This is a genomic window from Jeotgalicoccus aerolatus, assembly GCF_014635205.1.
Taxonomy (GTDB): domain Bacteria; phylum Bacillota; class Bacilli; order Staphylococcales; family Salinicoccaceae; genus Jeotgalicoccus; species Jeotgalicoccus aerolatus.
This window is the reverse complement of sequence record NZ_BMCN01000001.1, coordinates 1,167,784-1,194,317: the sequence shown is the minus strand read 5'-3', so window position 1 is coordinate 1,194,317 and position 26,534 is coordinate 1,167,784. Positions and strand designations below refer to the sequence as shown.

28 protein-coding genes are annotated in these 26,534 nt (G+C 41.6%); 17 read left to right on the top strand and 11 right to left on the bottom strand.

The window, feature by feature from the left end:
- Window positions 1-39 precede the first annotated feature (39 nt).
- The 5 genes from IEU81_RS06070 to IEU81_RS06050 all read left to right on the top strand — a co-directional run bounded on the left by IEU81_RS06070 (window position 40) and on the right by IEU81_RS06050 (window position 5,182).
- A complete protein-coding gene (locus IEU81_RS06070) occupies window positions 40-1,536 on the top strand; it encodes an MDR family MFS transporter (protein WP_186090745.1) in 1,497 nt (498 codons plus the stop codon).
- Between the two features lie 198 nt (window positions 1,537-1,734).
- Window positions 1,735-2,064 (top strand): GRAM domain-containing protein, encoded by a 330-nt coding sequence (locus tag IEU81_RS06065; protein ID WP_092598620.1) that lies wholly within the window; start codon window positions 1,735-1,737, stop codon window positions 2,062-2,064.
- A 111-nt stretch (window positions 2,065-2,175) separates the two neighbouring features.
- Complete coding sequence (locus IEU81_RS06060; protein ID WP_092598623.1) at window positions 2,176-3,144, top strand: tRNA dihydrouridine synthase; 969 nt, start codon at window positions 2,176-2,178, stop codon at window positions 3,142-3,144.
- A gap of 97 nt (window positions 3,145-3,241) precedes the next feature.
- On the top strand, window positions 3,242-4,183 hold the full coding sequence (locus IEU81_RS06055) for a DMT family transporter (RefSeq protein WP_092598626.1): 942 nt from the start codon (window positions 3,242-3,244) through the stop codon (window positions 4,181-4,183).
- Window positions 4,184-4,222: 39 nt separating this feature from the next.
- Window positions 4,223-5,182, top strand: coding sequence for a VOC family protein (locus IEU81_RS06050; protein ID WP_186090743.1), 960 nt, complete (start codon window positions 4,223-4,225; stop codon window positions 5,180-5,182).
- Here IEU81_RS06050 and IEU81_RS06045 read toward each other — a convergent pair.
- Genes IEU81_RS06045 through IEU81_RS06030 form a run of 4 tightly spaced genes read right to left on the bottom strand, consistent with a single transcriptional unit; the run spans window position 5,107 to window position 7,671 of the window.
- Entirely contained in the window at window positions 5,107-5,700 is a 594-nt protein-coding gene (locus IEU81_RS06045; protein WP_186090742.1) for a hypothetical protein, read from the bottom strand. The genes IEU81_RS06050 and IEU81_RS06045 overlap by 76 nt on opposite strands.
- A 49-nt stretch (window positions 5,701-5,749) precedes the next feature.
- Window positions 5,750-6,442 carry a hypothetical protein gene (locus IEU81_RS06040; protein WP_092598639.1) on the bottom strand — a complete coding sequence of 231 codons (693 nt, stop codon included), beginning with the start codon at window positions 6,440-6,442 and terminating at the stop codon, window positions 5,750-5,752.
- On the bottom strand, window positions 6,429-7,310 hold the full coding sequence (locus tag IEU81_RS06035; protein WP_092598642.1) for an ABC transporter ATP-binding protein: 882 nt from the start codon (window positions 7,308-7,310) through the stop codon (window positions 6,429-6,431). Before IEU81_RS06035 ends, IEU81_RS06040 begins: the two co-directional genes overlap by 14 nt.
- Window positions 7,303-7,671 (bottom strand): GntR family transcriptional regulator, encoded by a 369-nt coding sequence (locus IEU81_RS06030; RefSeq protein WP_092598645.1) that lies wholly within the window; start codon window positions 7,669-7,671, stop codon window positions 7,303-7,305. Before IEU81_RS06030 ends, IEU81_RS06035 begins: the two co-directional genes overlap by 8 nt.
- 299 nt (window positions 7,672-7,970) lie before the next feature.
- Between IEU81_RS06030 and IEU81_RS06025 the strand changes: the two genes are divergently transcribed.
- Window positions 7,971-10,106 (top strand): ATP-dependent Clp protease ATP-binding subunit, encoded by a 2,136-nt coding sequence (locus tag IEU81_RS06025; RefSeq protein WP_186090740.1) that lies wholly within the window; start codon window positions 7,971-7,973, stop codon window positions 10,104-10,106.
- Between the two features lie 48 nt (window positions 10,107-10,154).
- On the opposite strand, the gene ybaK is transcribed toward IEU81_RS06025, so the two are convergent.
- Window positions 10,155-10,634: a Cys-tRNA(Pro) deacylase gene (gene ybaK / locus IEU81_RS06020; RefSeq protein ID WP_218122154.1), complete on the bottom strand. Its 480-nt coding sequence runs from the start codon at window positions 10,632-10,634 to the stop codon at window positions 10,155-10,157.
- Window positions 10,635-10,730: 96 nt separating this feature from the next.
- Between ybaK and IEU81_RS06015 the strand changes: the two genes are divergently transcribed.
- The 4 genes from IEU81_RS06015 to IEU81_RS06000 all read left to right on the top strand — a co-directional run bounded on the left by IEU81_RS06015 (window position 10,731) and on the right by IEU81_RS06000 (window position 14,199).
- On the top strand, window positions 10,731-11,369 hold the full coding sequence (locus IEU81_RS06015) for an NAD(P)-dependent oxidoreductase (RefSeq protein ID WP_186090738.1): 639 nt from the start codon (window positions 10,731-10,733) through the stop codon (window positions 11,367-11,369).
- A 206-nt stretch (window positions 11,370-11,575) separates the two neighbouring features.
- Window positions 11,576-11,974, top strand: coding sequence for a hypothetical protein (locus IEU81_RS06010; protein ID WP_092598657.1), 399 nt, complete (start codon window positions 11,576-11,578; stop codon window positions 11,972-11,974).
- 166 nt (window positions 11,975-12,140) lie between these two features.
- On the top strand, window positions 12,141-12,890 hold the full coding sequence (locus IEU81_RS06005; protein WP_186090737.1) for a DeoR/GlpR family DNA-binding transcription regulator: 750 nt from the start codon (window positions 12,141-12,143) through the stop codon (window positions 12,888-12,890).
- A 331-nt stretch (window positions 12,891-13,221) separates the two neighbouring features.
- A complete protein-coding gene (locus IEU81_RS06000; protein WP_186090735.1) occupies window positions 13,222-14,199 on the top strand; it encodes a C40 family peptidase in 978 nt (325 codons plus the stop codon).
- A gap of 259 nt (window positions 14,200-14,458) precedes the next feature.
- On the opposite strand, the gene IEU81_RS05995 is transcribed toward IEU81_RS06000, so the two are convergent.
- The 5 genes from IEU81_RS05995 to trhO form a co-directional block, all read right to left on the bottom strand.
- Entirely contained in the window at window positions 14,459-15,898 is a 1,440-nt protein-coding gene (locus IEU81_RS05995; RefSeq protein WP_186090734.1) for a carbon starvation CstA family protein, read from the bottom strand.
- A gap of 191 nt (window positions 15,899-16,089) precedes the next feature.
- Window positions 16,090-17,400 (bottom strand): LLM class flavin-dependent oxidoreductase, encoded by a 1,311-nt coding sequence (locus IEU81_RS05990; RefSeq protein WP_186090732.1) that lies wholly within the window; start codon window positions 17,398-17,400, stop codon window positions 16,090-16,092.
- The gene (locus tag IEU81_RS05985; protein WP_186090730.1) at window positions 17,397-17,801 is read right to left on the bottom strand and encodes a hypothetical protein; all 405 of its coding nucleotides are present in this window, start codon (window positions 17,799-17,801) and stop codon (window positions 17,397-17,399) included. Before IEU81_RS05985 ends, IEU81_RS05990 begins: the two co-directional genes overlap by 4 nt.
- A gap of 72 nt (window positions 17,802-17,873) precedes the next feature.
- The gene (locus IEU81_RS05980) at window positions 17,874-18,398 is read right to left on the bottom strand and encodes an MsnO8 family LLM class oxidoreductase (protein ID WP_186090728.1); all 525 of its coding nucleotides are present in this window, start codon (window positions 18,396-18,398) and stop codon (window positions 17,874-17,876) included.
- A 367-nt stretch (window positions 18,399-18,765) separates the two neighbouring features.
- Window positions 18,766-19,752, bottom strand: a complete 987-nt coding sequence (trhO, locus tag IEU81_RS05975; protein ID WP_092598717.1) for an oxygen-dependent tRNA uridine(34) hydroxylase TrhO — start codon at window positions 19,750-19,752, stop codon at window positions 18,766-18,768.
- 172 nt (window positions 19,753-19,924) lie between these two features.
- Here trhO and IEU81_RS05970 point away from each other — a divergent pair, with 172 nt between their 5' ends.
- Entirely contained in the window at window positions 19,925-20,563 is a 639-nt protein-coding gene (locus IEU81_RS05970; protein ID WP_186090726.1) for a DsbA family oxidoreductase, read from the top strand.
- A gap of 57 nt (window positions 20,564-20,620) precedes the next feature.
- On the opposite strand, the gene IEU81_RS05965 is transcribed toward IEU81_RS05970, so the two are convergent.
- Complete coding sequence (locus IEU81_RS05965; protein ID WP_092598723.1) at window positions 20,621-20,902, bottom strand: hypothetical protein; 282 nt, start codon at window positions 20,900-20,902, stop codon at window positions 20,621-20,623.
- Between the two features lie 113 nt (window positions 20,903-21,015).
- Here IEU81_RS05965 and IEU81_RS05960 point away from each other — a divergent pair, with 113 nt between their 5' ends.
- The 6 genes from IEU81_RS05960 (at window position 21,016) to IEU81_RS05935 (ending at window position 26,532) form a co-directional block, all read left to right on the top strand.
- A complete protein-coding gene (locus tag IEU81_RS05960) occupies window positions 21,016-21,519 on the top strand; it encodes a GNAT family N-acetyltransferase (protein WP_092598726.1) in 504 nt (167 codons plus the stop codon).
- Window positions 21,520-21,589: 70 nt separating this feature from the next.
- Window positions 21,590-22,780 (top strand): dicarboxylate/amino acid:cation symporter, encoded by a 1,191-nt coding sequence (locus IEU81_RS05955; RefSeq protein ID WP_092598729.1) that lies wholly within the window; start codon window positions 21,590-21,592, stop codon window positions 22,778-22,780.
- Between the two features lie 105 nt (window positions 22,781-22,885).
- Window positions 22,886-24,037 (top strand): MFS transporter, encoded by a 1,152-nt coding sequence (locus tag IEU81_RS05950; protein WP_231957182.1) that lies wholly within the window; start codon window positions 22,886-22,888, stop codon window positions 24,035-24,037.
- Window positions 24,038-24,047: 10 nt separating this feature from the next.
- Window positions 24,048-24,962: a Rossmann-fold NAD(P)-binding domain-containing protein gene (locus IEU81_RS05945; RefSeq protein WP_186090725.1), complete on the top strand. Its 915-nt coding sequence runs from the start codon at window positions 24,048-24,050 to the stop codon at window positions 24,960-24,962.
- Between the two features lie 46 nt (window positions 24,963-25,008).
- Window positions 25,009-25,728 (top strand): YebC/PmpR family DNA-binding transcriptional regulator, encoded by a 720-nt coding sequence (locus IEU81_RS05940; protein ID WP_186090723.1) that lies wholly within the window; start codon window positions 25,009-25,011, stop codon window positions 25,726-25,728.
- A gap of 30 nt (window positions 25,729-25,758) precedes the next feature.
- A complete protein-coding gene (locus IEU81_RS05935) occupies window positions 25,759-26,532 on the top strand; it encodes an SDR family NAD(P)-dependent oxidoreductase (protein WP_186090823.1) in 774 nt (257 codons plus the stop codon).
- Window positions 26,533-26,534 lie beyond the last annotated feature (2 nt).

The following is a 26,534-nucleotide window of genomic DNA, read 5'->3' as shown; positions in this document are numbered from 1 at the left end:
ACGTGAAATACAATCATATTTAAATAACAGAGGTGTAAAATGACTGAGACTAAAAGTACAAAGTACGAATTTTTATCGGAAGATCCGAATGCAAAAACGCTGCCGATTATGGTGGCACTGATTATCGGTGCCTTCTTCGCGATTTTAAATGAAACACTGCTTAATATAGCTTTAACGACTTTAATGGCAGAATTTGATATTTCTCTGTCCACTGTTCAATGGATCGCTACCGGATTTATGCTAGTTATGGCTATCGTCATACCGGTATCACCGCTCCTGATGGGCTGGTTTACGACGAGACAGCTCTTTATCGGCACCATGGTAACCTTCTTCATCGGAACAGTCATTGCAGCAATTGCACCGTCATTTGGTGTGCTGCTCTTTGGCCGGATGGTTCAGGCAATTGGTACAGGCCTTATAATGCCGATTATGTTTAATGTATTTCTGTTAATTTACCCGCCGCACAAAAGAGGGAAAATTATGGGGATTGTCGGTCTGGTTATTATGTTCGCACCGGCACTCGGACCAACGCTGTCAGGCGTTATAGTCGAATATTTCGGCTGGAGATTCCTGTTTATATTCGTTATGCCGTTTACGATTTTCTCAATATTATTTGCTTTAAAATATCTGGTTAATATTACTGAAATTACTAAACCTAAAATTGACTGGATTTCCATTCTTTTTTCTACGATTGGTTTAGGTGCGACAATTTACGGATTCAGCCATGCAGGTGAAAGTGCAAACGGATTTATGACGCCGACTGTATTCATTCCGATAATTATCGGTGTTATTGCAATCCTGCTCTTTATATTCCGTCAGTTTAAACTGGAAGAGCCTTTAATGGATCTTCGTGTATTTAAATTTCCTATGTTCTCGCATGCGGTCGTCCTTTTCATTATCATTATTATGATGATGTTTGCATCGGAATTAATTCTGCCTGTATTTATGCAGGGGCCGATGGGTCTGACTGCAGCTGCAGCAGGACTTCTGCTCTTGCCGGGAAGTATTTTAAACGGTGCGATGAGCCCGTTTATGGGTGCATTATTCGATAAAGTCGGACCCAAAGTCATGATGGTTCCGGCAACGATTATTTTAGCTGCAACGATGTTTATGTTCAGCAACTTAACAGCGGATACGCCGCAGTGGGTAATTATTGCAGGCTTCATGTTGATTATGCTAAGTGTCTCAGCGACGATGATGCCGGCGGAAACAAACGGCTTAAACCAGCTGCCGAAACACTTGTATCCTCACGGTACAGCAGTCGTATCGACCTTGCAGCCATTGGCAGGTGCAATAGGTGTATCGGTCTTTATCGGACTGCTTAACTCGCGTCAGGACAGCTATTTAAGTTCGGCAGAAAATCCGGAGTCACAGGCAGTAATAACGGATGCTATGGTATATGGTGTTGAATCAGTTTACTTCATTATCTTTATCATCGCTATCATCGCTGCTGTTATGTCCTTCTTCGTATACCGTGCGACACCGATCGAAGATCTGGTGGCTGCACCGGATAAAAAAGACAGCAATAATGAATAATTTATGAAATCACTTCATTTTTTAAATGAAGTGATTTTTTTACGTGTATACTTAAATTATGTGTTCTTAAAGGAGCGGATAATGTGAACAAATGGTTCATGGCATTTTTAATTATTGTCATTGCTGGATTGTTAATTTTTACAATTATGATAGCATTAGGCGGAGTATAAATAATAAATAGCGGCGGAGGTATATAAGATGAGGCTGAATAAAGGTGACATAATACGGGCGGGGCACGCGCATATGCGACGTCCGATGAGAGGTGTCGAAGGCCCGCTTTATCTGACTAAAACGACATTATTTCATGAGGGGTCAATCGGCCAGCATATTGAATCGGTGGAAACGGTTATTGATTTAAAAGATATTAAAGAAATAAAAACGAAAAACAGCATGGGAATGATTCCTAACCGTATTAAAATTATTACGCATAATAATGATGTATTTAAGTTCAGTGTGTTCAAGCGGAACGACTGGATTACTGCGATAAATAAAATGAGAAGTGAATTAAACGAACCTGCAGACTACTAGTCTCTGCAGGTTTTTATATGAACGGCTGCTTTGTGTAAAATGACTTTTTGTGGTAATATCATCATGGATTAAAATTCGAAAAAATTAATAGATGAGAAGGTTTAAATATATATGAAAGAAAATTTTTGGCGTGAATTACCGCGTCCATTTTTTGTTTTGGCACCGATGGAAGATGTGACGGATGTTGTATTCCGCCATGTCGTCAGTGAAGCGGGACGTCCTGACGTGTTTTTTACTGAGTTTACGAATACGGAAAGTTTCTGTCACCCGGAAGGGGTGCACAGCGTTCGCGGCCGGTTGACTTTTACTGAAGATGAACAGCCGATTGTTGCTCATATTTGGGGAGATAAACCCGAACATTTCAAAGAAATGAGTATCGGCATGGCTGAGATGGGCTTTAAAGGAATCGATCTGAATATGGGATGCCCGGTGCCGAATGTTGCAGCAAAAGGTAAGGGTGCAGGCTTAATCCAGCGACCTGAAACTGCGGCGGAGATTATCCAGGCGGCCAAAGCAGGCGGTCTGCCCGTCAGCGTTAAAACACGCCTCGGCTATTCTGAAATAGAGGAATGGAGAGACTGGCTGAAACATGTCTTTGAACAAGACATTGCGAATTTATCGATTCATTTAAGAACGAGAAGAGAAATGAGTAAGGTCGATGCGCACTGGGAATTAATCGGTGAAATTAAAAAGCTGCGCGATGAAATTGCTCCGGATACACTGCTCACGATTAATGGCGATATACCAGACAGAAAAACCGGTCTGGAACTGGCAGAAAAATACGGCATAGACGGTGTGATGATCGGACGGGGAATATTCCATAACCCCTACGCTTTTGAAAAAGAGCCGAAAGAGCATACGAGCGAGGAACTGCTTGGATTATTAAGACTGCACCTTGATCTTTTCGATAAGTATTCAAAAGAAGAATCTCGATTATTTAAACCGCTGCGCAGATTCTTTAAAATATACGTCCGCGGTATTAGAGGTGCCGGCGAATTAAGAAATCAGCTCATGCAGACGAACACCACCGATGAGGTTCGTGCATTGCTGAACGAGTTTGAACAGATGAGAGCAACGTAAGAGCGAGCTTAATTTAGAACCCCTTTTGAATTTTCAAAAGGGATTTTTGTTTTAATAAGTGATACGATGATATGCAAACAGTAGGAGCGTGAAAGCCATGTTTACAGCTGTACTGGGGGCGGCAATCGGTGCGGGTATGTCGATGCAGTCTGCCATTAACTCGAGACTTAGAGTTTACGTCTTATCTCCCTTTATTGCTTCGATGATTTCATTTATTATCGGGACAATATTTTTAAGTATTATAGTGATGGTGAATGGACTGCCTTTAACACCGCCAGCAGGGAGTTTTACTGCGGAACCAGCTTGGATATGGCTCGGCGGTGTGTGCGGGGTAATCGCTCTGACGACAAATATATTTATCTTTCCCAAAATTGGCAGTGTAGAAACTGCGATTATGCCTATTATCGGTATGATTATTACTGGGATGGCGATCGATCATTTCGGCTGGTTTAATTCCTATGTGCAGGCCTTTAGTTTAAACAGGCTGTTCGGTGTCCTCTTAATTTTTGCAGGCGTTTTTCTGGCAGTGGTGCTGCAGGATATTATTAAGCAGCGGCGGAACAAGCTGGAGCCGGTCAACAGCAGTATTAATAAGTGGCCATGGCGTGCGGCTGGTTTTACAGGCGGCGCACTCCTTTCTGTCCAGGCAGCAATTAACGGTGAACTCGGTGCAGCAGTAAATTCGCCATTTACAGCATCATTTATTTCATTCTTTGTCGGTGCGGCCACTTTGATTATTATCGTTTTAGTACGCGATAAAACACTGGTGCCCGTAAAATATCCTGTGACACAAAAAGCGCCGCTCTGGGTTTGGCTCGGCGGTATCTTCGGCGGCTTTTACGTGCTGATCAATATCTTTCTTGTCGGTGAAATTGGTACAGGCCCGACGGTGGTCCTCGTTTTATTTGGACAAATTTTCGGCAGTCTTTTAGTTCAGCAGTTCGGCTTGTTTAAATCAGCCAAAGTCACAGTCGTGCCGGTACAGCTGATCGGTTTGATGATTATGCTGGCCGGTGTTGTAATGATTAATTTGTTTTAATAAATGCTTTTCAGCTGTAACTAAACGGAGGTTAATATTATGAAGACAATTTTAGGACACCACCACATTTCAATGTTGACGAAGAATGCTCAGGAAAACAATAAATTTTATACCCAGGTGCTCGGTATGAGAAGAGTTAAAGTGACAGTGAATCAGGACGACCCGTCGATGTATCATTTGTTTTACGGCGATAAAAACGGGTCGGTTGGAACAGAATTATCTTTTTTTGAAATGCCGATGGCAGGACAAACACACCGCGGGACAAATGCGATTACAAGGATTGGTCTACTTGTTCCAAGTACCGAGAGTTTATCGTTTTGGAAAGAAAGATTCGACAGCTTCGGTGTCAATAGCGGGCCGGTGACTGAATATGCAGGGAGACACGCATTGATGTTTGAAGATAATGATGGACTCGGACTGGCGCTGCAAGTGGCAGACGCAAAAATGGCTGAGCGCTTTGACAGCTGGGAAGATTCCGTGATTCCAGAAGAACATCAAATTATCAGTATTGGCACAGTTGAAATGACAGTCCGACGAATGGACAAATTGGAAAGTTCATTGACAGAAATGTTCGATTACGTGAAAGTATCCGGTGACGAATCGGTAAGATTATACCGTCCCGCAGGGAGCGAATTCGAAGGAGAAATTCTGACGAAATTTAAAGACGATAAAAGAGAACAACCCGGCCGAGGCAGTGTCCATCATTTAGCTGTTAATGTAAAAAATGATGAAGAACTGGCTTATTGGCATGAAAAAGTCATGGAAAAAGGATTCAGATCAACGGGTATCATCGACAGGCATTTCTTTAAGAGTCTTTACTTCCGGGAATCCAACGGCATTATGTTTGAGATTGCAACTGATGGACCGGGGCTCGTCGGTACGACAGCGGGCATTGAAGCTGGAGAAAAATTAGATTTGCCGCCTTATATGGAAGTCGACAGAGCCGAAATCGAAGCAAAACTCAGCCCGCTTGATATGCTGGGGAAGAAAGATAAATGAACATAGAGATGTTTAAGCAGATATCCTTGACGAGGGTATCTGCTATTTTTGTTTATGGGTAGTGGACGGGGGATGAGCAAGGTGATGTTAATTTGTGCGACCTTGCTCATAATAAGTAGTAAAACGAGCAAGGTGATCTTTTTTTGTGAGACCTTGCTCATAATAAGTAGTAAAACGAGCAAGGTGGTGATATTTTTTGCGATCTTGCTCATAATAAGAGTGAAAATGAGCAAGGTGATATTATTTTGTGCGACCTTGCTCATAATAAGAGTGAAAACGAGCAAGGTGATATTATTTTGTGCGACCTTGCTCACAACGAGAGTGAAAACGAGCAAGGTGACGTTATTTTTTGAGACCTTGCTCATAATGAGAGTGAAAACGAGCAAGGTGATGTTATTTTGTGCGACCTTGCTCATAACAAGAGTGAAAACGAGCAAGGTGGAGTTAATTTGTATGACCTTGCTCATAATGAGAGTGAAAACGAGCAAGGTGGTATTATTTTTTGCGACCTTGCTCATAAAAAAGCCACCTGCCGTCTTAAACGGCAGGTGGTTCATGATATAACGATTAATATGATCTGAATATTTTTCTGTCACCTTGTTCAATTGGCGCATTTCTCATCATGAAATATGACAGTCCAATCAGTATTAATGACAGCAGCGCAAACAGGTGCAGGAACATCAAGTGCTCGCGTACGATAAATTCAAACAGCGGAGTTAAATCTGTGAAGAAGTAGATTGTAACGCCGGCAAGAATTAAAATGCCACCTAATATTAAAGTGCGAATCGCACCCAAGTTAAAGTATATGGCCTGTGCAAACATTCCAAGACCAAATAGTATAAACAGCCACAGAAAGTCTACCCAGAAATACATCGCAGTACCAGGGTCGCCAAGAATATTAGCCATGTGGAAGCTATATCCATTGTGCAGCACTTTGCTGCCGATCAGGTGCAAGAGATTCAATAATATTGTTGCAGCGATTAAGTAGATAAGTGATATTGTGACCGCTGATATCATAAATTGTTTACGTGTGCCGCCAAGTGCGAGTATATATTTATATGCTTTAAAAAATACAAACGGATAAGCAGCAAATACGACATAGTAAGGTCCGAATATTACACCGAGCATCGTGTCAGAATCTGCTCTTGTACCAAGAAATATATACAAAGCGAATAATGCGATTGTCAGAAAAGCATTAATAGTAAAGGTCAGAGACATTTCTTTATTGACTACATTGAAGGGACCTTTAAGCGTGTTCATTTTGTTTCGCCTCCTTCTTAGTTAAATTAACGAGATAATCTTGAAATGGTGCTTTTTCTATCATCACACCGGCTTGGTCAGCTCGTGTTTTCAAGTCGTCTGTCATAGGTGCGTCAATCATTACGTTTAATTGTTTGCCAAGTTTGCGAGATTCAAGAATGCGATATGATCCTGCAAACGCAGTGACCGCATCGACAGAACCGCTTAAATGTACGCCGCTGTTTTTCAGTTCTTCCGTTTCTTCGTAATGCATCAGAGTGTTGTTATCGATAATTGCAATTTTTTCACATAACGGTTCAACTTCTTCAATGTGATGTGAAGACAGTAAAATCGTCCGCGGGTGTTCATCGTATGAATCGAGCAGGGCTTCGTAAAACTGTTTTCTCATATGAGCGTCTAAACCATTTGATGGCTCATCAAAAATGGTAAGCGGGGCTTTGCTGGCGAGACCAATCGCAATGGTAATCATCGTTTTCATCCCCGTTGAAAAATTGCGGATTTTTTTCTTTCTAGGCAGCTGGAAAATATCGATTAAGTCATCAGCCAGCTGCTGATCCCAGTTCGCATTAAACTCTTTGCCGAATTTTAAAGCATCGTTAACATTCCAAATATCCGAGTAGGGATGATCTTCCTGCATGAACGCAACGTGGTTCATCGCGTCACTGTTGTTATAAGGTGTAACACCGTCTACTTCTACAGTGCCGTGCCCCGGTTTTTCCAAGCCTGATAAAATTTTCATCAATGTTGTTTTACCGGAGCCGTTTCTGCCCCAGAGTCCGATTATCACCGGCTCAGATTCATTAAAGTTTACGTCTTTTAATATGTTAGTGCCGTCATAGGCAAACGACAAATTATTGACTTTAATCATTGTTATCCTCCTTAATAAATTGAATGATTTCGTCGGTTGTCATACGAAGTCTTTTAGATTCCTCAAGCAGCGGTTTAACAAACTGCAGGCGGAATTCCTGTTTACGTTTTTCAATCAGTTTGGCAGTGGCGCCTTCAGCGACAAATATACCGACACCGCGCTGCTTATAGGCGTAACCTTCATCGACCAGGACAGCCAGTCCCTTTTGTGCAGTGGCACGGTTAACCTGATAAAACTTAGAAATTTCTGTTGTTGAAGGGATTTGATCACCTTCATCCAGTTCGCCTTCTATAATGTCGTCTTCTATCATTTCGTATATTTGCTGGAATATCGGACTTGAATCATCTAATACAGCTTTCAAAAGTATTCCGCCTCCCTTCTTGATGAGTGGTTGATTAGTTGTGTAATCAACTATACATTGTGAAGTATATTTTGTAAATAGTTTTTATATAAATTAATCAAAAAGGTTGAAAGTCAAATAAGGTCAATGTATACTATGTATATAAGGTCAAAGAAGGTCAACGTATTTAATTGAAACAAATTCAGAGTAAGCATCATATTTGAAAATAACTTTCCAGGCCTTTATACTGTAATCATAGTCAAATATAGTCAAAGTCAAATAGACTGTGAATACGAATATATCAATAGGAGGAAACACATATGAAATGTCAAAATTGCGGTATTAACGAAGCCAATGTAAACCTTGCAATGAATTTCAATAATCAGCAAATGCAGGTTCATTTATGTGACAGCTGTTTCCAGGAAATCCAAGGTCAAATGATGAACTCAAATGACTTTTTTAAAGGATCACCATTCGAAAATAATAATATGAATAATAAATACTTTAATGGACAAGGAAACAAATCAACAAGTACGAAAACACTCGAACGTCAAAACAATCAGCGCGACGGTCTCTTAGATCAGCTCGGCAATAATATTTCTGATGAAGCAAGATCAGGCAATATCGATCCGGTAATCGGTCGTGACAAAGAAGTCAAACGTGTAATCGAGACTTTAAACAGACGCAACAAAAACAACCCGGTATTAATCGGTGAACCCGGTGTCGGTAAAACAGCGATTGCTGAAGGCTTGGCACTAAAAATCGTAGAAGGCAATGTGCCGGCGAAACTGATGGACAAAGAAATTTACGTCCTCGATGTCGCTTCACTTGTTGCAAACACTTCTATGCGCGGACAGTTTGAAGAGCGCATGAAGCAGTTGATCGCAGAACTGAAAGAACGTAAAGAAGTCATTCTCTTTATAGATGAGATTCACCAAATCGTCGGTGCAGGTTCAGCTGAAAGTTCTCAAATGGACGCAGGCAACATTCTTAAACCAGCTCTGGCACGCGGTGAACTGCAAATTATCGGTGCGACAACATTAAAAGAATACCGTCAAATTGAAAAAGACGCCGCACTCGAACGCCGTCTGCAGCCGATTATCGTTAAAGAACCTTCACTGGAGGAATCGGTTTTAATCTTGCAGGGTATTAAGGACAGATATGAGAAATTCCACGAAGTAAGTTACTCTGATGCAGTCATTGAAGCTTTCGTAAACTTATCTCACAGATATATACAAGATCGTTTCTTACCGGATAAAGCCATAGATTTAATGGATGAAGTCGGTTCAAGACTCAATCTTGCCAATGCAGAGAATGATACGGATTCTATTAAACAGAAACTGGAGAAAATTGCAGAAGAGAAAGATGAAGCGGCAGAACAGGAAGATTATGAAACAGCTGCACGCTTGAAATACCAAGAACTTCAGCTTGAGAAACAGCTGGAAGCTGCAGCAGATGAACAGCAGGTAATGGATGTTGATATATCAGATATTCAGCTGATCGTCGAAGAAAAAACAGGTATACCGGTAACGAAACTCCAATCTGAAGAACAGAATCAGATGAGAGAACTCGGTGATAATCTGAGTGCCAAAGTTATTGGTCAGACTGAAGCGGTGGATAAAGTAGCTAAAGCTGTCAGAAGAAGCCGTGCCGGCCTGAAATCTAAATACCGTCCAATTGGTTCCTTCCTCTTTGTTGGTCCAACGGGTGTCGGTAAAACTGAATTAACGAAAGCACTTGCTGAAGAGTTGTTCGGTTCGAGAGATGCGATGTTCAGACTGGATATGAGTGAATATATGGAGAAACATGCGGTATCTAAAATTATCGGTTCGCCTCCAGGTTATGTCGGTCATGAAGAAGCAGGACAGCTGACAGAAAAAGTCCGCCATAATCCTTATTCAATTATTCTCCTGGATGAAATTGAAAAAGCACACCCTGACGTACAGAACATGTTCCTGCAAATTATGGAAGACGGACAGTTAACAGATTCTCATGGCAGAACGGTCAGCTTTAAAGAAACTGTTGTCATTATGACAAGTAATGCAGGTACAGGTGATAACAATGCAAGTGTCGGCTTTAATGCGGACCAGCATGAATCAGTCAGTACGCTTGAAAACTTAAGCAGCTACTTTAAACCTGAATTCTTAAACAGATTCGATGCCATTATTAATTTCAACCAGCTTTCAGAAGATCATCTGATGACAATCGTTGATTTAATGATGACAGAACTGCAAGATAGACTATCAGAAAATGAAATCAGCATTTCAATTACTGATGATGCTAAGAAAAAACTAGTGAGTCTGGGTTATGACAAACGATTTGGTGCAAGACCGCTCAGACGCGTCATCCAAGATAAAATCGAAGACCAGCTGACAGACTTAATTTTAGAAGATCCTGACATTCATAATGTGAAAGCTCACATTAAAGATGGAGAAATAGCAGTAGTTAAAGCATAATAAAGCAAAGTCCTTAAATCCGTATATAGGATTTAAGGACTTTTTGTTTTAAGTAATATCTGCATATTCACCCTGGACTACTGTTATTAATTGATCAGGATCCACTTCCATCTGCATGCCGCGTTTTCCGGCAGAAACGACAATCGCTGCCATATCCTGTGCTTCAAGTGCAATGTAGGTAGGAAATAGTTTTTTCATACCGACCGGTGAACAGCCGCCGCGTATATAACCAGTCGTTTTCTCAAGATCCTTCATATGGAGCATATCCACTTTTTTATTACCGCTCGTTTTGGCAAATTTCTTTAAATCGAGTTCCGAAGAAGCAGGGATGCAGGCTACAAGTACCCCGGTCTGGCTGCCGACAGCTACCAGTGTTTTATAAATTTTATGAAGAGGCATGCTGATTTTATCTGCAGCAGACTGTGCATCAGTATGTTCATCATTCCACGGATACTCATGAACGGTGTAATCTATTTTATGTTTTTCCAGCACTCGCATGGCATTGGTTTTCTGTATTTTCTTCTTCATGATCATTCTCCTTACTATAAGCATCTATGTTTCGAAAAGTAAGCGTGAGGTATATAATTGTATTGTACAAAATTATAGCATAAGAGGAGGATTTTTATGAAAATAGGAATCGTAGGTGCAACAGGAAAAGCAGGCAGTTTAATTTTGGATGAAGCGAAAAACAGAGGTCACGAAGTGACTGCAATCGTCAGAAATGCGAATAAGTTAAATAATAAAGATGTAAAAGTAATAGAAAAAGAAGTTCAGGAATTGGTTAAAGAAGATTTTAATGGACTAGACGTTGTCGTCAATGCATTTGGTGCACCGCTTGGTGAAAAAGATGCTCATATTGAAGCGGGGCGTTCACTGATTAGTGCCTTATCCGGAACGGATACTCGTCTGATCGTTGTCGGCGGTGCCGGCAGTTTATATGTAGATGACAGTAAAACAACTCAAGTTATCGATACACCGAACTTCCCGGATATGTTTAAAGCGACAGCCAGCGGACAAGGTGCAAACTTGAAAGAACTTCAGGCAACAGAAGACTTGCTGTGGACATTTGTGAGCCCTTCTGCGGAATTTGATGCAGCAGGAAAACGTACAGGTAAATACCAGTCAGGCAGTGATATACTGTTGGTGAATGAAGCGGGAGAAAGCTATATCAGCTATGCTGACTACGCGATTGCCATTGTAGATGAAGCAGAGAATGCGAATCATGTGAAAGAACGCTTTACAGTAACTGCAGAAAAAGAATAAGCAGATATTAAACTTATAAAATCCGTGTGTTAGACACTTTGGGGAATAGCATCAGCATCAGATACCTATCTGGCGCGATGACCCTCAAGCTGACACGCGGATTTTTTTATTCTGGAGATAATTATGTCCCGATATGACTTTTTTAACGTCATTCCGTTCTTTATTTAGTATAATACAAGACAAAGAAGATATTTAAGGAGCATATTATGTTTTTAAAATCAGAAGAAGATGAAAGACGTCCGGATAAAAAGAAATATCATTTTGATCCGATTAAAGTTCTGATTGGGATGGCTGTCGGATTTATTACCCCGGAAATTGCCGGGTTTTTATCGGAAAAAGTCATCAGCAATAATACATTGGATAATATTGCAGGCGTATCGAGCCTAGGACTCGCTGTTGTATTTGGTATTATAATGCTGTTCGTAACTTTCAGAGTAGAGTTCATCTATAAGGATGAAAACAAAGAAGATAAAATCCAAGGCACTCAAGATGAAGTGACCGATATGCTGAGTGAGTACCACAAGGCCAAGGAAAACGGAGAAGCGGACCGTATGGCAGATCTAAAACGTGAACTGAAGGCACGCGGAGTCATTATAAAAAAATAGAGAAAGAATTGGTAAAATCCGAACAAACGGGTTTTACTTTTTTTATAGCTGAATGTGATATAAATGTTAAAAGTGAACAAAAATAATAATTAATTGTTAAAATATCACACTATTCACTTTACAATGTGAAAATTGGACAATATAATGAATCTCAAGGTGATCGATTGTGAAAAGTAAAAGACAGCAATATATAGTTAACCGGGTAGCTGGAGACAGCAATGTCACGATAGAGCTGCTGGCCAATGAACTAAATGTTTCAGAAATGACAGTGCGTCGTGATTTAAAGGCACTTGAAGAGAAAGGACAGATTATCAGAACCTCTCATTCTATTCTGCTCAAGGATTCCTTCTTAAATGAAGTGCCATTTGTAAAAAAACAGCTTGTGAATATAGAAGAAAAAAGACTGATTGCCAAAAAAGCAATGCAGTTTATTAAACCGGATGAAACGATTTTACTCGATGCGGGTACGACGACGCTGGAAATTTGTAAAATGTTAAAAACTGTTGATTATACTGTGCGTATCGTAACAAATGACATTAAAGCTGCGGCGGAATTAATCGACAGCCGGCATGAAGTGATTATTTTAGGCGGCACTGTCCAGCAAAATGTTGGATCCATGTACGGTTCACAGACGATAGACATGCTGAATAATATTAAAGTGAACGTCTCATTTGTCGGTACTCAGGCTATGACAATCAGCGAAGGAATATTTGCACCGACGATTGAAAAAGCCAAGGTGAAGCGGCTGATGATGAAGTGCGGCCAGTCAGCATATCTCGTAGTCGATTCAAGCAAGCTGAATCACACTGCGTTTTCTAAGATTTGTGACCTAAAGGATTTTACAGGAATGATTACAGATGACTCTATGAGCCAGAAAGATCTGGAGCAGATTGCCGAACAGACATCTGTGATATGAGGAGTTGTCGCCGGTGTGACACTGGTTTTACTTGATTTATTATTTATTTAGAACATTACAGTTATGTTACGGAAGTTAGATTACTTTGAATTTAAATTATATGATAAAACGCCGAGACCACTTGATATGACAAGGGGTTCGGCGTTTTAATATGGAATTAACAATATGAATATTTGTGACGTCCTATTATTCTAATCTCACTAGTTTTTCTATTATATTACAAGTCAATTACAAAAGCCAAAATGCCTAAATCATGTGCTATAGTAGGACTCGTGGAAATAACTCGTACAGAGTTTAATAAATATATTCCCAAACTATGGAGGATTTAAACATGAAAAAAACAATCATTTCTGCAGCATCGCTTACGGCATTATCAGCAGTAGCTGCAGCTAATATATCAGCATCAGAAGTAACAGTAGAATCAGGCGACACGCTTTGGAGCATTTCAGCTGGCGCATCACAATCCGTTGAAGAAATTAAGTCATTAAACAACTTATCTTCAGATCTAATTTTCCCTGGCGACGTTCTTAAAGTAGACGCTGAAGCACCAAGTGCAGCACCTGCAGAAGAAACTGAAGCTGACAATGATGCAACTACATACACTATCGAAGCTGGCGACACTTTATTTGCAATTGCAAGCCAATTCGATATTTCTATCGATGAAATCAAAGCTTGGAACAACTTATCTTCAGATCTAATTATCGCTGGTAAAACTATCGTTGTAGCTGAAGAAGCTGCACCGGAAGCGGCATCTGTTCAAGAAGCTCCTGAAGCTGAAGAAGCAGCAGCACCTGCTGTAGAAGAAGTTGAAGCAGCGGAAGTTGAAGAAGTAGAAGTTGAAGAAACAGCAGCACCAGCAGTTGAAGAAGTAGAAGAAGTTCAAGAAACTCCTGAAGTAGAAGAAACTGAAGAAGTTGAACAGCCACAAGCAGCACCTGCAGCACCTGCAGCAGAACCAGCAGTAACTGGCGGTAACGCAGCAGCAGTTGCTAACTCATTAGCAGCTGGCAAGAGCTACGTATACGGCGGCAACTCTGCATCAGCAGTAGACTGCTCAGCATTTACTCAGCAGTTCATGGCTGCATTCAATGGTAAATCAATTCCAAGAACTACTTACGGTCAGCAAGCAGCTGGTACGCAAGTATCTAACCCGCAACCTGGAGATCTTGTATTCTTTAACAACTTCTCACACGTTGGAGTTTACATTGGAAATGGCCAAATGGTAGATGCACTTAACCCATCAGAAGGCGTTGGCCAACGCGCTGTATCTTACGTACACGGTCACGTTGACGGTTACTACAGATTCTAATTACAAATTTTAATAGCAAGCGTCTAATATAGATGATAGGCACCCCTAAAGTTGAACACTAACATTCAGCTTTAGGGGTGCTTTTTTATTTTGATAATGATTTAAGAGGAATTTTGAGATTTGAATCACAACGGGAAATCACCGTTATCACCCGAAAATCCATACCTTGTAAACTATATAAAAAAAGCATGCCCAGTATCATATAAGGGCATGCTTTTATTAAAATAATAAACTTAAAGTTACATATTTTAGAGTGCAGTTATTGTTCGTAGGCTGCATTTTCAATTCTGATGCTGCGCTGTTTAAAAATCGCTCTGACATACAGGAAGCCTGTGACAGCGACCGGAACAAGTCCGCCAATTACGGATATACCGTAGTCTAAATTCAGCGTCTCAGGGGCATACAGGAAGTATGTGCCGACGACGCCTGTCATGAACAAGGCAGGGATTCCTGCAATGTAGTGCAGTTTGCCTTCTTTTAAGAGATAAACGGTCGCAACCCACAGCATGGTAGCTGCAACTGTCTGGTTAGTAAATCCTAAATATCTCCACAGGAAAGTGTAATCTATCGTTGAAAGGAGAAAGGCAGGCACACCGACACAGATTGTCATCCAGATCATTTTTGGCGTTTTACCGCTCTTTCTGATGCTGGTAACAGCTTCTGTTAACATCATGCGGGATGAACGGAGTGCTGTATCTCCAGTTGTAATTGGTAAAATAATTGCACCTAAAAATGCAAGGATTGCACCGGCTGAACCGAGCATTTCAATTGAGATTGTATCGATAACACCTGCTGGACCGCCTGCTGCTAATGCATCAGCAAGACCGCCTGTGCCATTGAAAAATGTCATACCGGCAGTTGCCCAGATCAAGGCAATCACACCTTCAGCGATCATTGCACCGAAAAATACTTTTCTGCCGTCCGATTCTTTCTTAACTGTCCGGGCGATAATCGGGCTCTGAGTTGAGTGGAATCCGCTGATCGCACCGCATGAAATAGTCACCATAATGAGCGGCCAGACAGGGAGTCCTTCCGGATGCTGATTTTCTAAAGTTAAGTTCGGAATCGGTGTGTCTGAAACAAGCAGGCCAATCATAACCGATACAGCCATGATAATCAGTACTGCACCAAAGAACGGGTAAATCCGTCCGATAATTTTATTAATTGGCAGTACAGCTGCCATTACAAAATAAGCAAAAATAATGACTAGTGCAAGAAAGAATGGAATCGCACCATCTGTTTTTAAAGAAATTAATTCTGCAGGTCCTGCAGTAAATGCCGCTGTTACTAAAATCATCAGTGCAAGTGACACAATATAGATAAATGCTTTTACACCTTTGCCCAAATATCTTTCCACTAAAGCAGGGAACTGGGAGCCGTTATGTCTTAAGCTGAGCATTCCGGCGAAGTAGTCGTGGACTGCACCGGCAAAAATACAGCCGACAACGATCCAGATTAAAGCGGGCGGACCGTACACAGCACCAGCAACAGCACCGAAGACGGGGCCAAGACCCGCGATATTTAACAGCTGTATCAGCCATCCTTTAATCGGGTGCATCGGCATGTAATCCACACCGTCGTTAGTTTTATATGCCGGGGTCGGATTGTCATTATCGATAACAAAAATCTTCTCAACTAATTTACCGTAAATGATGTATCCTGCAATCAGTAAAAATAAAGCGATAAAAAATGTAAGCATATGAGTCCTCCTGCCATTGGGAAAATAAAAATTTAATGCTAAGTGTAGCAAGAGGTATATACTTCGTCAATAAGTATTCTGATAATTTTGATAAAATAGAAAATTAAAACGCTTTCATAAGAATAAAACGATAAAAAAGCATCTAAGCGGATGAGGAGAGGGGGCTCAACAGCTTAGATGCTTTTAATTATTTATTTGACATAACGGTTCTCTTTAAACGGCAAACCGAGTTCATCTCTTAAAGTCTGTCCTTCATATGAAATGTCATAGTAGCCTCTAGCGACCAGGATTGGAATGACTTTGTCGATAAAGTCGTGGAAAAAATCGCCGAGAATATGCGGTGTCAGAACGAAACCGTCTGCACCATCGTTATCGATCCATTCAATTATCTGATCGGCAACTTCATCATATGTGCCCATAAAGGCACTTTCTCTAGTTGTTTCTTCCATAGCCACTTGACGCAGCGTTAAATTATTTTCTTTTGCACGGCGTTTAATTTCATCTGTTGTCGAGCGGAAACTGTTTTTACCGATATCACCAAGTTCAGGGAACGGGGCATCGACATCGTATTGTGTAAAGTCGTGATGATCAAAGTAGCGGCCGAGGTAAGCGAGTGCTTCTTCAATCGTTACGAGATTTTTAATCGCGTCATAACGCGCTCTGACTTCTTCATGATCTTTGCCGACAATCGGCTGCAGCGTTGGAAAAACTTTAATCTCATCTGGATTACGGCCGTTGTCTGCTGCCTGCTGGCGAAGGTCAGCATAGGTTGCTTGAGCTTTTTCTAAAGTGCTGGCATTCGTAAATACTGCATCGGCATTTCTTGACGCAAATGCTGAACCCTTAGGTGACGCTCCTGCCTGGAATATAATCGGCTGACCCTGGGGCGAACGTTCAATATTTAAAGGACCGGCAATTTTGAAAAACTCACCTTCATAATTTAATTCGTGCATTTTGTCTTTATCGAAATACTGGCCGGATGCCTTATCGCGTATAAATGCATCATCTTCCCATGAATCCCATAAGCCTTGAACGACTGCTAAATGCTCATCAGCGATATCGTAACGGAGACTGTGTTCGGGATGCTTATCTTTACTGAAGTTTTTAGCACTGCCTTCTAAAGGCGATGTGACAACATTCCAGCCGGCACGTCCGCCTGACATCATATCGATAGAAGCCAGCTGGCGGGCGATAGTGAACGGCTCGCTGTAAGATGTCGAAACAGTTCCGACAAGGCCGATGTGAGAAGTAATCGGTGCAAGTGCCCCGAGTAAAGTCAGCGGTTCAAATCTGCTTAGGAAATGAGGAATAGATTTATCGTTTATAAACAGGCCGTCAGCAACGAATACAAATGAAAAACCTGCTGCTTCAGATTTTAAAGTAATATTTTTGTAATGCTCTAAATTGACACTGGCATCGCTTGCCACATCAGGACTTCTCCACGCATTCATATGACCGCCCGGTCCGTGAAGCATGACTCCGAATTGTACTTTCTTACTCATAATATCCCAGCCTTTTCTTTGTGTATGGTATGGATAGGTGCGAGTGTTTGAATCGTCTTGTCACGTAAATCAGCTTGAGCTGTCGGCAAGTGGAACATAAACTCATCAATATCATTGTCGTCACTCAGTGCTTTTACCTGAGAGAGAATCTCTTCTTGTGAACCAAGAATCATATCTGGACGTTTCTTTTCCACTTCAATTTTTACATCAGATGTTTTGATGAACTCGTTAACCTGACTTTCAGTTTGCACGCGGAGTGTTTTACCGTCCGGGAATTTCAGCTGATAAAACTCGTTCTCTTTGAGCGCCTGGTTTTTTTCGTCTTCAGTCTCTGCGGCGAGAACGGATAGGGCAATAATCAGCTTGCCGTCCGGATTAAACCGGCGGTATATGTCCGTCACTTCTTTAAGTAAGACAGGATCATTTTTAATGAAGTGAGCAAAAATATAATTGGTCTGATTTTCTGCTGCGAATTATGCAGATGAAGTGCTGCCGCCTAAAAGAAACATAGTCGGGCGGCTGGAGTCCGTATCCAGTGAAATTTTTAGAGAACCGGAATTTTCATGCGTTCCGTCAATATACGATTTCAACGATAAAAACCGGTCGTTGAACGAATCGATATCCGGACGAAGCTCATGCTGCAGTGCCTGAGTTGCGAGCGGTGTACCGCCTGGAGCTTTGCCTATACCGAGGTCAATTCGTCCGGGTGCAAGGTGGCTAATCAGCTGAAACTGCTCCGCCACGTGAAAAGGATTATGGTGAGACAGCATAACCCCGCCGGCTCCGATATTCATAATTTTCGTATGATTGATAAGGTGAGTGACTAAAACCTCCGGCGCAGTGCCGATAACATTATCTAAATTATGGTTCTCTGATAAAAAGTAGCGCTTATAGCCGAGACCATCTGCGAGTTTGGCGTGATGAACCGTATGCTGCAGTGATTCCTGAACAGAATGATTCTTTAAAATGGGACTTTGGTTCAAAATATTAAACTCCATAAACTTCTCCCTTCGGACGATTTCTTTAGAACTTTTTTCCTACTTATGTACTATGAATTAAAATTAATGATATCACGTATTTGGAATAATTCAATTATTTAATAGATAAATCTTATCTTTTTACTAGGATTTATGGTGGTGTGTATTTATCAGGCGGATGAGGTCTGTTCATTGACCTGACAGAAGATTTATCAGGCAGATGAGGTATGTTCATTGACCTGACAGAGGGTTTATCAGGCAAATGAGGTATGCTCATTGACCTGACAGAAGATTTATCAGGCAGATGAGGTATGTTCAATGACCTGACAGCATAAATTTTCAGCACAAAAAAACCAGCGCCGGAGGACCGGGCTGGTTGTAACTTATATTATGCACCTTTGTGACTTAGGACAGGTTCTGTTTTTGCGAAATCAGTCTGTTTTAATTCTTCAATACGCGCTTCAACAAAATCAGTAGTCATATTATGTTCGACAATATATCGGTTTCTAGGGTGTTCGGCACATTCCATTGAACAGCCGCCTAAGTGATATGCCTGATTTTCTTCTGATGCTAAAATTTGTGCGTTGCATTCAGGGTTAGCGCAGTTAATATATCGTTCGCACGGTTCACCGTCAAAGTGATCCCGGCCGACAACAACATGTTCGACCTGGTTGATCGGCACTGTCAGTCTTTCGTCAAAGACGTACATCTGACCGTCCCAGAGCTGACCTTTAGCGACAGGGTCTTTTGAGTAAGTTGCTACACCGCCGTCGAGCTGGGCAACATTATCGAAGCCTTCATTTTTTAACCAGCCTGAGAATTTCTCACAGCGAATGCCGCCTGTGCAGTATGTCAGTATTTTCTTGCCTTCGAATAAGTGACGGTTATCACGGACCCACTGGGGTGTGTCGCGGAATGTTTCCACATCGGGTTTAATTGCGCCCCGGAAGTGGCCGACATCGTATTCATAAATATTTCTAACGTCTAAAACGACAGTGTCATCACGCTGCATCTGTTCATAAAATTCAGCAGGGGATAAATGCTCTCCAGTCTGTTCGCGCGGATCAATGTCGACATCCAGGCTTAAGTTAACAAGCTCGGGGCGCGGACGGACAAACATTTTCTTAAATGCATGTTCTTTAGCCTCATCAATTTTAAAGACGATATCTTTAAATAGAGGGTGAGATTTCATATATTCCATATAGCGCTCAGTCTGTTCGTAGTCGCCTGATACGGTACCGTTGATGCCTTCTGTGGCTACTAAGATACGGCCTTTCAGCCCTAAGTCTTTGCAGAATCTCAAGTGTTCTGCGGCAAATGTTTCCGGATCTTCTACATCTGTGTAGTAATAGTAAAGTAAAACTCGATATTTCATTATATTTTCCACCTATCAAATTTATTTGCAGGATAAATCCTGATAGTTTTACAAGAGTTATTGTATCAGATTTTGACGTGCTTTAGTACGAAATATTGTACAGTAAAGTGACAGTTTTACTGAATTCTTGAACAAATGTGTTAAAATTTAATAGAAGATGAGGAGTGGTTGAATGCACATTAAAATATATACCGATATTTCCTGTCCTTTTAGTTATATCGGCAGAAAGAACTTTGAGAAAGCATTAGCTGAGTTCAAAGCAGATGAACCGATTAATGTTGAGTATGCAAGTTATGAATTGGATAATCAGGCACCGCAGTCGACGGACAAAAATATGTATGAAGTTCTGGCGGAAAAGCATGAGAAACCCATGGAAGAAATTAAAGAGATGGTCGCTCATATCGTTGAAGAGGGTAAAAAAGCCGGCATCGATTTCAATATGGATCAGGTCATTCCTGTCAATACGCGCGATGCGCACCGTCTTTTAAAATTAGCTTATGAATTTGGTCTTGGCGAAAGCATGCTGGATGCGCTGCAGCAGGCGTACTTTATCGAGGGGAAAAATATCAACGATAAAGACGTCCTTCTGGAAATTGCAAAAGACAATAGAATTCCTGAAGTGCGGGCGGCAGAAGTGATTAATGATCCGAGCCTGTTTTTAGAAAATGTAATTGGCGATTTCAATATGGCGAAAGTGAACAAAGTGCGTACGCTGCCGTATTATATTTTCGATGATAAGTTTGCAATCAGCGGTGCCCGCGAGCCGCGTCATTATACAATCGCACTCAATAAAACATTAAAATCAAAATAAGCGAAAAGCTCCACAGTCATTTGACTGCGGAGCTTTTTCATTCCATCCCCATGGAAATTAATTTTCTGCCGGTATATTTTTTTCCGGTTTAATCAGTCTGATTAAATGGAACACCGCGCCGACGATAAGTAAAATCGGTACAATAATCAGGACAAGGAAGAACAATGACCCGATAAATTCACCGAATCCAAATGATGAGAAAAACTCGTCTGTTGTGACTTCAAGCAGCGGCGGTAAAAATGCGAAATAATAAATCAGACCGACAACAGCTAAAGTGACCAAATAGAATACCAGATTTGAAATATGATACGGCACAGTATTCTTATCAAATTTAAACATTATAAAACCCCTTACATTTTTAGTCTTTTAAGACAGTATACATCAATGTATAATTGAATGCATAGCTTATTGACGGTATTTTTAGAAATATTTTATTAAATGGAGGAAAACATATGTCTTTACGACTAGCAGTCAGTGATGATGTTCCTTATGTTATGGGGATAATCCGGAAGGTTTTACCGAGAATGCACGCAGCGGGAAATTATCAGTGGGATGAATATTATCCGACTGAGGCAACATTCCAAAAAGATATTAAGAACGATACTTTATATGTATTTGATGAAGCGGGTGTAATTAAAGGCTGCATCGTAGCGGATGACAACCATGCATACGCCTATGACGATATTCCCTGGGCCCTTGCCAGGTTCGATTGTCTGGCGCTGCACAGACTAGCTGTAGATCCCGATTTTCAAGGAAGAGGTCTGGCGCAGAAAATTTTAAACGGTGTAATCGAAGAAGGAAAAGCGAAAGGCTATTACGGTATACATACGGATACATCGATGGAAAACAAACCGATGCAGCAGCTGTTTGAAAAATTGGGATTTGAATTCAGAGGTAAATTGAATCTGGATGAAAATTTAGATAACTGGTATGCAGCCTACGAGAAAATATTTTAAGAAAACGCTTGCAATTAAAGGCGCAAAAAGCTATGTTTGGTGAGATGAAAAACTCGAGGGGTGTTTGAGAGTGAAATTATTAGCAAAATTAATTGCGGGTATCGTTGCCGGTATCGTCATCGGGGGCATTTATTATCTGACTGGCAATGACGGTGTAATGGGTTCTGTCATGGAATTCATCGTCAGATTATTCGTAACAGTTCAATCAGTTTTAGGGGCATTTATCTTCTTTACGATTCCATTTATTATTCTGTTTTTTATTGCATCAGGGATTTCAAAAATCGGCTCAGGTTCAGGTAAAGTCGTCGGAGCGACGCTCGGGGTAGCCTACTTGTCGACACTCGGCGCAGGCTTACTTGCTTACGCTGTTGCAATTTTTATCATGCCGCGTATTACTGCCGGCAGCTCAGTGCCTGAAGAAGGCAGCGAGATTGCACCATTCCTGGAATTTGATATACCGCCGATCATAGATATTTTACCGGCGCTTGTTCTTGCATTTGCAGTCGGTATTGTTATGAATATTATTAAAGCGGATCTGATGATTAAATTCTTCGATCAAGGTAAAGATATTACTGAATTTATTATTGAGAAAGTCATTATTAGAATACTGCCGTTCTACATCGCCGGTGTTTTTGCAGACATGGCAGCGACGGGTACAGTATTTGATACCCTGCTCGTATTTGGTGTCGTGCTGATTGTTGCAATCGTCCTTCACTGGGTATGGCTCACGGTTCAATATACAATTGCGGGTTCACTGTTAAAACAAAATCCATTTAAAATGCTGAAAAACATGCTGCCGGCATACTTTACAGCATTAGGGACGATGTCCAGTGCAGCGACAATACCTGTAACATTAGCACGTACGAAGGAAAACGGCATTCGCGCACGTATTGCTGACTTCGTCGTACCGCTGGGTGCGACAATCCACTTATCCGGCAGTACGATTACAATTGTCAGCTGTTCAATTGCGGTTATGACAATTTTACCTGGATACGATATGCCGGGACTATGGGAAATGCTCGGCGTCATACTGCTCTTAGGTGTCGTTATGATTGCAGCACCGGGTGTACCGGGCGGTGCGATTATGGCAGCGAGCGGCGTGCTCATGTCCAACTTAGGTTTCAACGATGCAGCAGTTGCCTTCATGATCGCCTTATACGTTGCTCAGGACAGCTTCGGTACAGCGACAAATGTTACCGGTGACGGTGCAGTCGCAGCGATGATCGATGCTTATGAACAAAAATTGAACAAAAAAGCTTAAATCTAAAATGTATTTTGAAAGACAGCCGGGCGGACGTGCCTTGCTGTCTTTTTTTCGTTATAATTAAAAGGATAGAAAATGAGAAATTAGAATAGAAGGTATAATGTGAAGTCAAAAGTTATTTTATATATGGTTATCGTAATCTGCTTTTTGGATTTATTTATCCAATTGCCGATTATTACACCATTTGCACTGGAACTCGGTGCATCTGAATTTATGGCGGGTATCGTCGTTGCAATGTATTCCTTGTTTAATATGGTCGGAAACGTTGCAGGGGGTTATTTTTCCGATAAGTTCGGACGCCGCAACACACTCTTATTCGGTATGATTATGCAGGTATTTTTCGTGCTGATTTATACGACGACACCGTCGCTCGGCATACTGCTCGCAGTAAGAGCAATACACGGCTTTTCAAGCGGCCTGCTGACCCCGGCAGCCTTCAGTTTAGTCGCTGATATTTCAAGGAAATCAGCAATTGGTAAATCGATGGCATTGACAGGTGTAGCAATCGGCTCAGCAGCCATTCTCGGACCGGCAGCCGGCGGCATTATTTCAAGCACTGTCAGCTACGAAATGGTGTACTACGTCCTATCGGGGGTATATGTATTCGGTACACTGTTAACGCTGTTCAGTATTAAAGAAAGCTCGACCAAAGAAAGCAGACAGAGTCACATGGCAACGCCATTCATAGAACTGCTGCTTCGTCCGGCATTAAATGTGGCATATATTTCATCATTTACACTGATGATAGCTCAGGGCACACTCGCTTTTGGTCTGCCGATAAAAACCGCGAGCTTAAATGCCGACGCATCCATGACGGGGATGATGCTCAGCGTCTTTGGTGTCACAGCAATTATTGTATTTGCATCACCGATTAATAAAATATATTCGATTTATAAAAGTGAGAGCCTGGTCGCAGCAGGGATTCTAGTTTTAAGTCTAAGCATGATTCTGCTGCATTTCGTACCGACCATTGGAACGATATTCGGCGTTATGGTAATATACGGCCTCGGCTTTGGTTTAATCTTCCCGTCCATGAATAAAATTATTGCAGAGCACTCTGCAATGAATGAACGCGGCAAGGCAAACGGAATTTTCTACTCATACTTTTCACTAGGTTCAGTGGCCGGATCGATTCTTGCCGGTTATTTTGCAACGGTCTTCAGCTTGCCTTTTCTCGGCATCGGTATCGTTACATTGGTAATGCTGGCTGTTCTGATGTTTATCCGTTACAAATTAGAAATGAACCGTCCATAGGAGGTCCTTTATGACTAAGAAAAATGTAATGCTGATGGGAATACACGGCAGAATCGGGGAACATTTATATTTAGAGCTGAAAGATTCAGTCAATCTATTCTCCTTTTCCAGCCCAAATCAGGATGATGTATTCGAAGATATTACTTTGATTAAAAAAGATTTATTTATCCTGCCGGAAGTCGAAGAAGCACTGCAGGATATGAATGTCGTTATCTTCTTTGAAGATCCAATCATGCGTTTGAACCGGCTGACCCAAGGCAAGTTTAATGATATGTATCTGCTCATTGCAGATAATATTGCCAGAGCTTCTAAAAATACCGGTGTTGAGCAGATTATTTATATCGCCGATGAACTGTCTGACGGCAGTATTTTATCCGTCTTAGGCGCATACGGGACAGCAGTTAAAAAAACAGCGACACCGATTCGCCGCTACGGTAAAAATCTGACTTATAAAACAAAGGATTACAACAGCGTCAGAAGTGTTCAGCGGGCACAAACGCCGCCGGGATGGACGGTAGAAAACATCGCCTGGTATTACTTCGGCTGGCTGGATGAAATCGTCTATGGTCTCGTCAATACTGAGATTAAAAATAACACGGTCTGTATTTATGTTCTGGATAAACCGAAACCGGTGCTGATATTTAAATATAATGAAGAAATATCGGATGAAGATATCGTTATTTTTGAAATTACAGGCGGCAGTCTGAAAAAAGGCTCGACGAGTAAAACGCAGCGTTTTGAATTCAGGAAACTGCCGTCAGGTGATGAGTTTATTATGGCGCTGCATGATTTTGAACCGGCGCTGCCCTGGCCGGTATTTAAAATGACTCAGGCACCGATTCATTCCCTGGTCAGCAGAATTTACCAGGTCGAAATGATTATTAATAAGGATGTGCCGGAACACCGTCCGCACAATAATAAATAAAGTGTTAAAATATTAAAGAATAAATCAATTATGAGGAAGATGACTGATGGGAAGAAAATGGAATAACATTAAAGAGAAAAAAGCACAAAAAGATCAGAATACGAGCCGTATATATGCCAAGTTCGGCAGAGAGATATACGTTGCAGCTAAAAAGGGCGAACCGGATCCTGAAACAAATCAGGAACTTAAAATCGTTCTGGATCGTGCTAAAACCTACTCAGTGCCAAAACATATTATCGATAAGGCAATCGATAAAGCAAAAGGCGGCGACGAAGAATCCTTCGATGAAATGCGCTACGAAGGCTTTGGGCCAGGAGGTTCTATGCTGATCGTCGATGCACTGACTGATAATGTTAACCGTACAGTATCCGACGTCCGTGCAGCCTTCGGCAAAAACGGCGGCAATATGGGTGTCAGCGGTGCAGTCAGCTACATGTTCGACAGCGTATCTGTCTTCGTCTTTAAAGGCTTCGATGAAGAAGAAGTACTCATGCATTTAATGGAATCAGAAGTCGATGTTAAAGATGTGGCAGAAGAAAACGGCATGACAGTCGTTTACGGTGAGCCGAGTGCATTTAATGATATTAAAACATCGCTGGACGACTTTGGAGTCGAAGACTATGAAGTCGCTGAACATTCGATGATTGCTCAAAACGAAGTCTCTTTACAAGAAGAAGACCTTGAACAGTTTGAAAAACTCGTTGACGTTTTAGAAGACTTGGAAGATGTATCTAATGTCTTTCATAATGTAAACTTAGGAGACTAAAACAAAAGGAGTGGTTCTGTGTCAGATTTAATGAATTTCGGCTATGAGGGCAAGGCTGCAGTGATTACTGGATCCAGTAAAGGGATTGGCCGTGAAACGGCTGAACAAATGGTGAAGCTGGGTGCCAAAGTTATGCTGGTTGCGCGCGGTGAGACTGCCTTAAAAGAAGCGGCTGACGAACTGAGTCAATATGGTGAAGTGGCATATATCGCACAGGATATTACTGAAGCGGGTGCAGGCGAGACTATTGTTGAAGCAGTGATTAAGGCATTCGGTAGACTGGATATTCTGGTTAACAATGCGGGAAGTTCTTTTGCAGAGAATTTTGAAGATGTTGAACTGAGTGACTGGGAACAGGACATCGATTTAAAAGTTATGTCTGCAGTGAAAATGTCTAAGGCAGCACTGCCACACTTGAAAAAACAAGGCGGAGCAGTACTAAACCTAACGGCTGTGATGGGCAAAACACCGCAGCCAAATTCTTTGCCGACCACTGTATCGAGAAGTGCAGGACTGGCACTGACTAAAGCGATGAGTAAAGATTTAGGGAAATACAATCTTCGGGTAAACGCAGTATGCATCGGTTTAATCCGGAGCGACCAAATAGAAAAACGCTGGCAAAAGCAGGCGCCTGATTTAAGCTGGGAAGAATTCTCAGCTCGAAGCGGAGAGAAGATTCCGCTTGGCCGTATCGGTAATACAGCCGAAGCGGCGAATGTCATTACTTTCTTATGTTCTGACCTCGCGTCATACGTGAGCGGCACTGCTGTGAACATTGACGGCGGCAGCGGCCACGCATGGTAAAA